This is a genomic window from Sideroxyarcus emersonii (assembly GCF_021654335.1).
GTDB classification, from domain to species: domain Bacteria; phylum Pseudomonadota; class Gammaproteobacteria; order Burkholderiales; family Gallionellaceae; genus Sideroxyarcus; species Sideroxyarcus emersonii.
On record NZ_AP023423.1, the window covers coordinates 1,256,697 to 1,269,195 of the forward strand.

Consider the following 12,499-nt stretch of genomic DNA (forward strand, 5'->3'; position numbering starts at 1 on the left):
TGTTTCACGCTACCGTCACCGCCTTGTCCAGATAGACATCCTGGATCGCGTTGAGCAACGCGATACCATCCTGCATCGGTTTCTGGAACGCCTTGCGGCCGGAGATCAATCCCATGCCGCCCGCCCGCTTGTTGATGACCGCCGTGCGTACTGCTTGTTGCAGGTCGTTCTTGCCAGATTCCCCGCCGGAATTGATCATGCCGACCCGCCCCATATAGCAGTTCGCCACCTGATAGCGCACCAGGTCTATGGGGTGGTCGGTGGTCAGGTCGCTGTATACCTTCGGGCTGGTCTTGCCGAACTTGATGGCGTTGTAACCGCCATTGTTTTCGGCCATTTTCTGTTTGACGATATCGGCATTGATGGTGACGGCGAGGTGGTTGGCCTGGCCGGTCAGGTCGGCGGCGACATGGTAGTCCTTGTCCGCGGTCTTGAAAGCTGGATTGCGCAGATAGGCCCACAGGATCGTGGCCATGCCGAGCTCATGTGCGTGTTCGAAGGCTTCCGATATTTCCTGTATCTGCCGGCGCGAATGTTCGGAGCCATAGAAAACGGTCGCGCCGACGGCCACCGCACCCATGTCGAATGCCTGATCCACGCTGGCGAAAAGAGTCTGGTCGTAAATGTTGGGGTAGGTCAGCATCTCGTTATGGTTGATCTTCACGACGAACGGGATCTTGTGGGCGTAGCGGCGGGCCACCGAACCCAGCACCCCCAGCGTGGACGCCACCCCGTTGCAGCCACCCTCGATGGCGAGCCTGACGATGTTCTCCGGATCGAAATAGATCGGATTCGGGGCGAACGAGGCGCCGCCGGAGTGTTCCACGCCTTGATCCACCGGCAACAGGGAAAGATAGCCGGAGTTCGCCAATCGACCCTGTCCGTATAAAGCCTGCAGGCTGCGCAGGACGCCAGGCTTGCGGTCCTTCACGGCCACCACGCGATCGACATAGTCCGCCCCAGGCAGATGCAGCGATTCCTTGGGGATGCCCGCACAACGGTGTTGCAACAGATGCTCAGCTTCTTCGCCCAGCAATTGCACGATATTCGTCATGATTTTGCTCCTCGGATGGTCAAAATGGCTTGCCCATCTTACTCCCTGTGTATAATTTTGTGCATTCCAACTACCTTTCCCTACATCATGAAGCAAATCACCATCGGTACTCCGCTCAGCCCCTCTGCAACCAAGGTCATGCTGCTGGGCAGCGGCGAACTCGGCAAGGAAGTCATCATTGCGCTGCAACGCCTGGGCGTGGAGGTGATCGCCGTCGACCGCTATGAAAACGCACCGGGTCATCAGGTGGCACACCGCGCGCATGTCATCAACATGGCGGATGGCGAGGCGTTGCGCGCGCTGGTCGAAAAGGAAAAGCCACACCTGATCGTGCCCGAGATCGAGGCCATCGCCACCGACATGCTGGTGCAGATCGAGCGAGAAGGCCGCGTGCGGGTCATTCCCACCGCCCGTGCCGCCCAACTCACCATGAACCGGGAAGGTATCCGCCGCCTGGCCGCCGAGTCTCTGGGATTGCCGACCTCGCCGTACAAGTTTGCCGACAGCCTGGAAGAATTGCAGGCTGCCATTGATGGCGGCATAGGCTATCCCTGCATCGTCAAACCGGTGATGTCGTCTTCCGGCAAGGGGCAGTCCAAGGTGGACGGCCCGGCCGAGGTGAAGAAGGCATGGGATTACGCGGCCAGCGGCTCGCGAGTGAATCAGGGCCGGGTGATCGTGGAGGGTTTCATCGACTTCGATTACGAGATAACGCAACTGACGGTGCGTGCGGTCGGGGCCGACGGCGAGATCGCAACGCATTTCTGCGAGCCCATCGGGCATGTGCAGGTACACGGCGATTATGTGGAGAGCTGGCAGCCGATGGCGATGACCCCGGTCGCGCTGCAGCGTTCGCGCGAGATCGCCAAGAAGGTCACCGACGATCTGGGAGGACTGGGCATCTTTGGAGTCGAGTTGTTCGTGAAAGGAGACCAGGTCTGGTTCAGCGAGGTCAGTCCGCGCCCGCACGATACCGGCATGGTGACGATGTGCACGCAACGTTTCAACGAATTCGAGTTGCACGCGCGCGCGATCCTCGGCTTGCCGGTCGATACCGCGTTGCGGGCAGCGGGAGCGAGTGCGGTGATCTATGGCCAGCTGGACGAACAGGGTATCTCCTTTAAGGGAGTGGAGGAGGCATTGCGTGTGCCCGAATCGGATCTGCGCCTGTTCGGCAAGCCTGAATCGTTCAAGAAGCGCCGCATGGGAGTGGCCTTGGCGAACGGCAAGGATACCGACGAGGCAAGAGCGCGTGCCAAGCTTGCGGCAGGCAAGGTGGTTCCTTTCAAAGCCTGATGATCGTCGGTCTGCACCATGCCACCTTGCTGACCGGCGACCTCGCCAGGTCACGCGCGTTTTACGAAGAAGTGATCGGTTTGCAGGTCGATCCCCGCCGGCCGGACATGAGCTTCGATGGCGTGTGGTATGACATAGCGCCGAACCAGCAGATACACCTGATGTTGTTGCCGAATCCTGAAGCGGGATTGCAGCGTCCGGCGCATGGCGGACGGGACCGTCATGTGGCTTTGCATACCGATAATTTGCCGGAATTGGTGTCGCGACTGGAGGCGGCCGCTGTGCCTTACACGCTGAGCCGATCCGGGCGTCCGGCCCTGTTCTGCCGCGACCCGGACCAGAATGCGCTGGAATTCATCGAGGTCGCCGGGTGATGCAACAACTGCTTGAAACCGGCACCAGTCCCAAGGCCTGGTATCGGAACGCTTGCGAGCAATCCGGTTTCGTTTTCGATACGCGTCAGACCGCGGCCATCGAAGAACTGGAGACGCTCTGGCATCAACTGGTCGAATTCAAGGCCAGGCGCAACCAGTTTCTCGGCCGCAGCCTGCTCAGTCCGGCCGTGCCCAAGGGCCTGTATATATGGGGTGGGGTGGGACGAGGCAAGACTTTCCTCATGGACGGTTTTTACCACTGTCTGCCGTACCGCCGGAAACGCCGCATCCATTTCCATAACTTTATGCTCGAGGTACATCAGGAGATGAAGCGGCACGCGCATGAGCGAGATCCCCTTATGGCCGTAGCCGCGAAGATAGAACGATCGACGCGCCTGTTATGCCTGGATGAATTCCATGTCGACGACATCGCGGATGCGATGATCCTCGGCCGCCTGCTGGCGGCATTGCTGGAACGGGGCGTGGTGTTGCTCACGACCTCCAATTATTCTCCCGATGCGCTGTACCCGAATGGTTTGCAGCGGCAGAATTTCCTGCCAGCGATTGCCTTGCTCAAGCGCGAACTGAAGGTGCTGCATCTCGACAGTGATACCGACTATCGCATGTTGCATATGGCACGCGACCCGTTATTCACGCTTGCAACCGATGCGAAGGCTGAAGAACGCATGGGCGCTTTTTTCCGTCGCCTCACCGCAGACATGCATGCCGAAACGGAGGCAATCCAGGTCAAGCAGATCAGGATCCCGGTCAGGCGCGTTGCGCGCGAAGTGGTCTGGTTCGACTTCAAGGTGTTGTGCGGCGGGCACCACGACCAATCCGACTATCTGGAGATCGCCCATCGCTATCCGACGGTTTTTGTATCCGGCATCCCGAGGATGACAGCGGAGAATGCCCCGGAAGCGAGGCGCTTCGCCTGGCTGATCGACGTGCTATACGACAACCACGTCAAGCTGGTGGCGTCGTTCGAGGTCGAGCCGGGCATGCTTTACGAAGACGGGCGGCATGACAGCGAATCGCAGCGCATCACCAGCCGGTTGGCCGAGATGCAGACGCATCGCTATCTGGAATTGCCGCATCACAGCCGCGGCGTGGCATTGGGGTAGGCGGCTTGCCGCGATTTGCGCAACAAGCCGCGAGGCAGAACTTCTGGTTATGAACCGCTCTTGAGGCGGGCGTCGTAAGTCGCCTGACATGCAGCATTGGCCGCTTCGAGCGTCTTGGCAGCTTCGTCCTGGGCGGCCTGCGGGATGGTGAATTGCCCAGGCTTGCGGCGCACCGGTTTCTGGTTCTGGGCCAGGAAGTCTTCTTTCGCTTTTTCCGCGGTCGCCTTGCAGGCATCCAGGTCGGCCTGGATGGTGGCTTCGAATTTTGCCTTTGCTTCAGCTGCTGCTTTGGCTTTCGCCAGTGCCACGGCACGTGCCTGTTCCATCGACTTGCGCAGCTCTTCGGCTTCCTGCAACTGCTGCTTGTTCAGATAGTCCATGTAGAACCAGCCACCAGCCGTCAATACGATCAGCACCACAGCAACGATCTTTTTAACCATCTCTTCCTCCCAGAAGTTTTTGAAGTACGCGAGCGCTATGATAAACCAATTACAGGATTTATTGCCTGTCTAAACGCCGCAAAGTCGGGCATCCTCCCGCTGCAGGCTGCCATTTTCCCGGATCGGCGGCGTTTCCGGGTATCAGGGCGCCGGGTTGGGATAGCGCCTGTGTACGGCTTCAATCCTTTCCAGCACATCGGGCGCCAGCGTGACCGCTGCGCTATCCAGGTTCTCCTGCAGTTGGCTCAGGGAAGTCGCACCGAGGATGACGCTGCCGGTGAACCAGCGCGTCCTGGCAAAGGCGAGTGCCATTGAGGCCGGGGAAAGTCCGGCTTCCCGGGCGATGTGCGCATATTCCTGTGCGGCGGTCGGCACGTTGGGTTTGTCGTAGCGCTGGCCGAAGCCCGGGAAGAGGGTAATACGGCCTCGGGCTTGGGGGTTGCCCTGGTATTTGCCCGTCAGCCAGCCGAAAGCAAGCGGACTGTAGGCGAGCAGGCCGACGTCGGCATGATGGCAGATCTCGGCGAGGCCGGCTTCGAAGGTGCGATTCATCAGGTGGTAGGCGTTCTGCACACTGACGATCTTCGGCAATCCCAGCTGTTCGGCGCAGCGCACGAATTCGGCAACCCCCCATGGCGTTTCATTGGAGAGGCCGATATGCCGCACTTTGCCTGCCTTGACCAGTTCCGCCAGGATTGCCAGCTGCTCGGCGATGGGCGTGCTGTCGCGCTCTTGTGCCGCATCGTAGCTGGTCGCGCCGAACATCGGCACGTAGCGGTCCGGCCAGTGTATCTGGTACAGGTCCACATAATCGGTCTGCAAGCGCTGCAGGCTGGCATCGATGGCGGCATTGAGATGCGCACGGTTGATGCGGGGCGTGTCGCGTATCCAGCTGAAGCCGCGTGCAGGACCGGCGATTTTGGTGGCGACGATCAGCCTGTCGCGCTGCTGGTGCCTGAGCCAGCTACCGATATATTGTTCAGTGCGATGCGCGGTCTCGGCGCGCGGCGGAACCGGATACATTTCGGCGGTATCGATGAAGTTCACTCCGCATGAAATGGCAAGGTCGAGCTGGGCATGGGCGTCGGCCTCGGTGTTTTGTTCGCCGAATGTCATGGTGCCGAGGGATAATGCCGATACCTTCAGATCGCTGCTGCCCAATTGCCTGTATTCCATGATGACCTCGTAAAGATTGGAAGCGGTTATTTTAATCCCATCATCGTGCTAGCATCTTGCCCATGAAGAAGCCGGCCTGGTCGCTTTGACATGGACATCCTGTATGTCGGAGGAGCGGCGGAAACGGAATGCCTTGGCCGCTTGTGCAAGCGCATGACGATGATGATGGAAGAACAGCGGGGACGATATGGACAAGGCAAGCATGATGCACTATCTGGCCCAGGTCGATGCAGGAACCATCGAGCGCAAGCTGGCCGAATTGCAGGCACTGCACCCCGGGCTCGGCATCTGCGCACTGCTGCCGGAGACGGAAAAAGCTAAAGTCCCGGTGCTGCAGGCGGCTTGTGCGCAATACAAGGTGCCGCTGGTCGGGGCGATCTTTCCCGCACTGGTGCGGGACGGCCAGTTCCTGACGAATGGCTTGTGGCTGCTGTGTTTTGAGCAGATGCCCTATTTTGCGCTGTACGACAACCTGCCGGCGGAAACGGAAGAGGCGGAAAGTGCGGCGGAGAAGATCGCCAGCGATGTCCGTGCCCAGATCGACCACGTGCCGGACCTCACGCTGTTCATGCTGTTCGATGCCATGGTGCCGAATATCGGCACGTTGCTGGATACGCTCTACCTGCATCTGGCGAACCGGGTCCATTATGCCGGCGCGAATGCGGGCAGCGAAACCTTCCAGCCGATGCCCTGCCTGTTCGATTCCTCCCGTACTGTGCAGAACGGCCTGTTGCTGATGCTGCTGACGCAGCACAAAGGGGCGATTCTGGAGCATGGCTACCACACCAATCCGCATACGTCCTATGCGACCTCGACCAAGGGCAACTGCATTTCGCAGATCGATTGGCGTCCGGCCTTCGAAGTGTACCGTGAACTGGTGCGCGAGCATTTTGGCGAGGAGGTCACGGCGGAGAATTTCTATCAATACGGTGTCCATTTCCCCTTCGGTATCGTGCGCGCCAATCATCATGTGGTGGTGCGCATCCCGGTCATGCTGGCGGAAGATGGCTCGCTGTTCTGTGTGGGCGAGGTGCCGGCCAACTCGGTATTGACGCTATTGAAAGCGCCGACCGTGCGTACGGTCGAAACCCTGCACAACCTGCATGAAGGCCTGAAGAAACTGAACGGGGATGTCGCCGGTGCGGAATTGCTGCTGTTCTATTGCGCGGGAAGGCGGCTCCATCTCGGGGCGGCGATGGCGACCACCGAACTGGAAGCGTTCAGCGGGCTGACTCATGCCGGCCAGGTTGCCGGTGCGCTCTCGCTGGGCGAGATCGGCGGCTCGACGGTGCAGGGTTACCCGCTTTTCCACAACGCAACGCTGGTCGCTTCGCGCTGGTAGCATGGAACGCAACGACATCCTGCCGGTACTGTACGACCTGGTTGTCACCATCGGCAGCGAGATCAGTGTCAAACCGCTGCTGACACGTACCTTGCAGCGCCTGCTGTACCACACCTCGTTCTCAGCCGGATTCATCTGCCTGGATATTGCCCCGTGCAATCAGCCTGGCGAGCAGGTCGAAGTGCGTCTCGATGCGGTGGTGGGCGATTTCGATCTGATCGGCGAGATCGGCAAATATGTCGCCTTGCCCTCAGCGCTGATCTGCAAGCCGGCGGGCAACGAATCAGAGCAGACGGAATTGTTGTCGACCTTGCGTTGTACCCAGGCGCGATACGGTGCCTATCTGAGATTGCCCATCGATCACCGCAGCGTGATCGTCCTGCTCGCAGCAGAGAAGCCGGCGACGAGCCTGCCGTTGGCGACGATGCTGCAGCCGGTGCTGGCACATCTGGCCAAGGCCATCGTGCTCTGCCGCAACAATGATGCCTATACCAGCGACCTGGTTTCGGAACGCGATCTGCTGGAGCAGGTGTTCGAGAGCAGCTATTCCGGCGTTTTGATCACCGATTCCAGGCGGCATATTATCGAAGTCAATCCCGCATTCACACGCATCACGGGCTACCGGGCGGAAGAAGTGCAAGGCAAGGATCCGCGCATCCTGGCTTCGGGGCGTCACGACCATGACTATTATCAGAAGATGTGGTACGACATCGAGCACAACGGGCATTGGGAGGGCGAGATATGGAATCGGCGCAGCAACGGCGAAGTCTATCCAAGCTGGCTGAACATCAACCCGGTGCATGACAAGGACGGCAAGCTGCTCTATTACGTCGGGCTGTTCTCCGATATCAGCAAGCGCAAGGAAGCCGAGGCGCAGATACACCAGCTGGCTTTCTACGATCCCTTGACCAATCTGCCGAATCGACGCCTGCTGATCGAGCGATTGCAGCAGGCGTTCTCGCTGGAGGCGCGCACCGGGCAGCATGGAGCGGTACTATTCCTCGACCTGGATAATTTCAAGACGCTCAACGATACCAAGGGGCACGACGTCGGCGACCGGCTGCTGGTCGAAGTGGCGCAGCGGCTCAATACCTGCGTACGCGACGGCGATACGGTGGCGCGGCTGGGTGGCGACGAGTTCGTCGTGATCCTGGGCTCCCTCAGCCAGATATCCGACGAAGCGGCTGCCCAGGCGGATACGGTGGCCGAAAAGATCCGCGACCTCCTGAGCCAGCCCTATCGATTGGACCAGTATGTACACTACAGCACGCCGAGCATCGGGATTGTGCTGTTCCGCGGCCATCAGCAAAGCCTGGACGATGTGCTGAAATATGCCGATACCGCGATGTACCAGGCCAAGACAGCCGGGCGCAACACCATCCGTTTCTACGATCCGGTGATGCAGGCTGCCATCGAGGCGCGCGCCGAACTCGCCGAAGAATTAAGGCATGCGCTCGAACGGCAGCAACTTTGCCTGCATTATCAGATACAGATGGACAACCGTTTGCATCCGCTCGGCGCAGAGGTGCTGTTGCGCTGGCAGCACCCCCAGCGCGGCCTGATCTCCCCGGGCCAGTTCATTCCCCTGGCAGAAGAGACCGGGCACATCGTCCCTATCGGGCTCTGGGTATTGCAGACCGCATGCACACAGCTCAAGGCATGGCAAGGCGATGCGTTGACGCGGGACCTGACGCTGGCGGTGAATGTGAGCGCCAAACAGTTCCGCAGCCCGAACTTCGTCGCGCAAGTGCGGCATGCGCTGCTGGAAAGTGGCGCGAAGCCAGAGTTGCTCAAGCTCGAGCTGACCGAAAGCATCGTGCTGGAGAATGTCGAAGATGCCATCGCCAAGATGCGCGAGCTGAAACTGCTGGGCGTGAGTTTCTCGATGGACGATTTCGGAACGGGCTATTCCTCGCTGCAATACCTGAAACAGCTGCCGCTGGACCAGATCAAGATCGACCAGTCTTTCGTGCGCGACATCGTCAATGACGCGAACGATGCGGCCATCGTCCAGACCATCATTGCGATGAGCGAAGTGCTGGGGTTGGATGTCATCGCGGAGGGCGTGGAGAACGAAGCGCAGCGCGAGTTCCTTGATTTGCGCGGTTGCCATGCCTTCCAGGGGTACCTGTTTGGCAGGCCGGTGCCGTTGCAGGAATTCGAAGCGCGCTTGAGGGGATGACCGGGTTATTTCGATTGTGGTGCGATATCGAGGCGCATAGAATGCGCTACAGATATTGAGGAAAGAGTTGGAAAAATGACGACTTATAACGTCAATCTGCATGAAGCGATCTTTTCCTTATCCAATGCGCTTGACCTTGTCGGTGTCACGCATATCCATCATGGCAAGCGCGTAGCCTACATGGCGACGGAATGTGGTAAGCGCCTGGGCTGGAGCGGTTCGCGCCTGGACGACCTGTTCCAGTCGGCCATCCTGCATGACAGCGGAGTTTCCAAAACGACCGTGCACGCCCAGCTGGCCCAGATGGAATGGGAAAGCGAGGCCGATCACTGCGCGCAAGGAGCCGCATTGCTGGCTGGCTGCTCGTTGTTGTGCCATCTGGCTGATACGATACTGCACCACCATACGCACTGGTCTGTGCTCAAGGACCTCGATCTGCCGCTGGAAGTGAAGCTGCGTGCGAATTGCATCTATATGGTCGACCGCGTCGATGTGCTTGCGCTGGGCTACCAGATCGCCGGCAAGGACATTCTGTTGGGCAGGGAGGAGATCAGGCGCAAGATATTCGAGCGCCGCGATACGTGGTTCTGCCCGGAACTGGTCGATGTGTTCATGGAGATATCACGTTCCGAAGCTTTCTGGTTCACGCTGGAGAGCGATTATGTCAACGTTTATCTGGCAACATGGCTGTCGCACTTTCCGGAACGAACCATGGAGTTCCACGAGCTGCGGAGTCTGGTCTATGTGTTCTCGTGCATCGTCGATGCGAAGAGTCCGTATACCAAAAAGCATTCCGACGGGGTCGCCAATCTCGCCCGCTATCTTGGCCGGCATTTTCAATTGCCGCCCGCAACTTGCGAGATGCTTGAACTGGTCGGCCTGCTGCACGATATCGGCAAACTGCGGGTGCCGGATCAATTGCTGGAAAAGCCAGGCGCACTGGATGACGCAGAGATCGTGGTCATGCGGCGGCACAGTTTCGACACGTACAATATCCTGAGGAACATCCGGGGGCTGGAACAGGTCAGCTTGTGGGCGCTGCAGCACCACGAGCGTATGGATGGCAGCGGATACCCGTATAAGATCAAAGGCGACGACCTCTCGTTCGAGGCGCGCATTGTTGCGGTCGCGGACGTGTTCCAGGCGCTGGCGCAGGACCGGCCTTATCGCGGTGCGCTGGAACAGAAGGTCATCCTGACTATCCTCAAGCAACAGGCCGACAGCGGCAAACTGGACAATCGTGTGGTTGCTGCAGTGGAGGCGAATTTGCAGGAATGCTGGCAAGTCGCGACACAGGCAATGCATAACCCGGGTGTGATCACATGAAGCTGAGTGTTAGATTCTATTTGCTGATGACGGCCATATTCCTGAGTTTCAGCCTGGTCTCGTGGCTGGCATTCAGCGACATGGTGAACGAGATCAACGTGCTGTGGGGGAAGCGATTCGCCGAGCGCCAGGTGTTGTTCGACAAGCATCGGACTCTCTCGCCACTGATACGGGAGATCAAGCTGGCACGCCAGATGGCAGCCGAACCGGCGTTGCTTGAGATGGCGCTGCACGAAAACGATGCGGCAGTCAGGCGCCGGGCGACCAGGGTGATGGAGCGCTATCGTTTCGATTTTCGGGATCACAGTTATTTCGCAGCTTTTGCCCGCAGCGGCAACTATTACTTCAACGACTCGGCGGGACAATATTCGGATAGACCGTATCGCTATACGCTTTCCCCTCATGAAAAGCGTGACTATTGGTTCTATGCCACCATGAAGAGCGGGGTCGATTACCAGGTCAATCTTGATCCGGATGTGCACCTGGGGGTGGTGAAAGTCTGGATCAACGTGTTGCTCAAGAGCGGCGGCGAAGTGCTGGGCGTGATCGGTACCGGCATCGACCTGACGGAGTTCCTGAAGGAGAGTGTGGATATCAACCAGCCCGGGGTGGACACCTTCTTCGTCGACAAGAGCCTGGCCATCCAGCTTTCCGCGGATCCTAAATTGATCGACTATGCGAGCATCGCTAAAACGGTCGGCGAACGCATCAAGATCGATGTGTTGTTCAAGAATCCGGAGGATATCGAGCGATTGCGACAGACAGCCATCGACCTTGAGAAGCACCAGGGCGGCGAAGTATCGACCTTGTGGGTGGATTACCGCGGGGAGAAGCGCCTGCTCGGCATGGCCTATTTGCCTGAAGTCGGCTGGTACGACCTGACGCTCATGGACGAAAGCAGCCTGCAAGTGTTGCGCGGCTTCACCTGGCTGCCCCTGCTGCTGGGGACGATATTCCTCATGGCGATGCTGATACTCGGATTCCTGCTGCATCGCTGGGTGCTCAATCCGATCGCCAGGCTGACCAAGGCCACCGAGCATATCCAGCGCGGCAACTACGACATCGAACCGCCGATTGTCGGAAAGGGGGAGATTTCGGCGCTATCGCGCTCGTTCTGGCAGATGGTCGAATTCGTACGCAATGCCAACGTCGAGCTTGAGCGCAAGGTGAATGAACGTACGCAGGATCTGCTTCGGTTGACGGAGATCGATTACCTGACGGGGCTGCTGAACAGGCGCGGCATGACGGACAAGCTGGAGAAGGAGGTTGCACGGCAGGCACGCCAGGGTGGGTCAATGGGGCTGCTGTTGCTGGATCTGGATCATTTCAAACAGGTCAACGACAAATATGGCCATGCTGCGGGCGATCTCGCGATATGTGCTACCGCCAACGTATTGCGTTCGATGAAGCGCAGCTATGACTACGCGGGGCGCTGGGGCGGCGAAGAGTTCATGTTGCTGTTGCCGGAGTGCAATGAAGATGAAATGGTCGCCATTGCCGAACGCATCCGCGAGGCGATCCGGAATCTGCATATTGAAGCAGGGCCCCGGAATTTCTCTTTCACGGTCAGTATCGGCGTGCACTTTCCGAGCGGCCCGCAGACACTGGACGCGATGCTGCAGCAGGCGGACAAGGCGCTGTATGCGGCGAAGGACGCGGGGCGCGACTGTGTGCGTACTTCCAGGCAACAATCCTGACTGACGCGGCATTCAGCTCGCCGGAGTGGCAATCTATCCCCTGGTGTTCGATTGCGCCTGGAACTGGGTCAGCTCGACCAGCGGCGCCGGTTGCCAGCCGGGTTTGCGGTGTTCGGCCACGACATTGGTGAAGATGCCGCCGCGCACATAGAACTTGGCGGTGAGGCGCATGAAACGGGGCTGGGTGGCGGCGACCAGGTCGTCCAGCACGCGATTGGTCACGTCCTCATGGAAGTGCCCTTCGTTGCGGAACGACCAGATGTAGAGCTTCAGGCTCTTCAATTCCACGCATTTCCGGTCGGCGATGTAATCCAGGATCAGGGTGGCGAAGTCCGGCTGGCCGGTCTTGGGACACAGGCAGGTGAATTCGGGGATCTCCATGTGGATGTGGTAATCGCGTCCGGGTTGCGGGTTGTCGAAGGTCTCCAGGGTTTTGCTGGGTTGCGTGGTCATTTGGTGAGGTTTCCGGCTTGGGTTAGAATGCGGCG

General features: G+C 59.1%; 11 protein-coding genes. 7 read left to right on the top strand and 4 right to left on the bottom strand.

The window, feature by feature from the left end; all coding sequences use genetic code 11:
- Positions 1 to 4: 4 nt before the first annotated feature.
- A complete protein-coding gene (locus L6418_RS06115) occupies positions 5 to 1,054 on the bottom strand; it encodes a class I fructose-bisphosphate aldolase (protein ID WP_237248588.1) in 1,050 nt (349 codons plus the stop codon).
- Between the two features lie 87 nt (positions 1,055 to 1,141).
- On the opposite strand from L6418_RS06115, the gene purT reads away from it, so the two are divergent.
- Genes purT through zapE form a run of 3 tightly spaced genes read left to right on the top strand, consistent with a single transcriptional unit; the run spans position 1,142 to position 3,848 of the window.
- Positions 1,142 to 2,350, top strand: coding sequence for a formate-dependent phosphoribosylglycinamide formyltransferase (gene purT, locus L6418_RS06120; RefSeq protein ID WP_237248589.1), 1,209 nt, complete (start codon positions 1,142 to 1,144; stop codon positions 2,348 to 2,350).
- Positions 2,350 to 2,724, top strand: coding sequence for a VOC family protein (locus tag L6418_RS06125; RefSeq protein ID WP_237248590.1), 375 nt, complete (start codon positions 2,350 to 2,352; stop codon positions 2,722 to 2,724). Before purT ends, L6418_RS06125 begins: the two co-directional genes overlap by 1 nt.
- A complete protein-coding gene (gene zapE / locus L6418_RS06130; RefSeq protein ID WP_237248591.1) occupies positions 2,724 to 3,848 on the top strand; it encodes a cell division protein ZapE in 1,125 nt (374 codons plus the stop codon). The genes L6418_RS06125 and zapE overlap by 1 nt, the downstream gene beginning before the upstream one ends.
- A gap of 47 nt (positions 3,849 to 3,895) precedes the next feature.
- Here the strand turns inward: zapE and L6418_RS06135 are convergent, their stop codons facing one another.
- Positions 3,896 to 4,288, bottom strand: a complete 393-nt coding sequence (locus L6418_RS06135) for a hypothetical protein (protein WP_237248592.1) — start codon at positions 4,286 to 4,288, stop codon at positions 3,896 to 3,898.
- Positions 4,289 to 4,429: 141 nt separating this feature from the next.
- Positions 4,430 to 5,464 carry an aldo/keto reductase gene (locus tag L6418_RS06140; RefSeq protein WP_237248593.1) on the bottom strand — a complete coding sequence of 345 codons (1,035 nt, stop codon included), beginning with the start codon at positions 5,462 to 5,464 and terminating at the stop codon, positions 4,430 to 4,432.
- Between the two features lie 187 nt (positions 5,465 to 5,651).
- Here L6418_RS06140 and L6418_RS06145 point away from each other — a divergent pair, with 187 nt between their 5' ends.
- The 4 genes from L6418_RS06145 (at position 5,652) to L6418_RS06160 (ending at position 12,011) form a co-directional block, all read left to right on the top strand.
- On the top strand, positions 5,652 to 6,806 hold the full coding sequence (locus L6418_RS06145) for an FIST signal transduction protein (RefSeq protein WP_237248594.1): 1,155 nt from the start codon (positions 5,652 to 5,654) through the stop codon (positions 6,804 to 6,806).
- A 1-nt stretch (position 6,807) separates the two neighbouring features.
- A complete protein-coding gene (locus L6418_RS06150; protein ID WP_237248595.1) occupies positions 6,808 to 8,988 on the top strand; it encodes a bifunctional diguanylate cyclase/phosphodiesterase in 2,181 nt (726 codons plus the stop codon).
- Between the two features lie 75 nt (positions 8,989 to 9,063).
- Positions 9,064 to 10,314: an HD domain-containing phosphohydrolase gene (locus L6418_RS06155; RefSeq protein WP_237248596.1), complete on the top strand. Its 1,251-nt coding sequence runs from the start codon at positions 9,064 to 9,066 to the stop codon at positions 10,312 to 10,314.
- Positions 10,311 to 12,011, top strand: a complete 1,701-nt coding sequence (locus L6418_RS06160; RefSeq protein ID WP_237248597.1) for a GGDEF domain-containing protein — start codon at positions 10,311 to 10,313, stop codon at positions 12,009 to 12,011. The genes L6418_RS06155 and L6418_RS06160 overlap by 4 nt, the downstream gene beginning before the upstream one ends.
- 33 nt (positions 12,012 to 12,044) lie before the next feature.
- Here L6418_RS06160 and queF read toward each other — a convergent pair whose 3' ends face one another.
- Entirely contained in the window at positions 12,045 to 12,464 is a 420-nt protein-coding gene (queF, locus tag L6418_RS06165; RefSeq protein WP_237248598.1) for a preQ(1) synthase, read from the bottom strand.
- Positions 12,465 to 12,499: the final 35 nt, after the last annotated feature.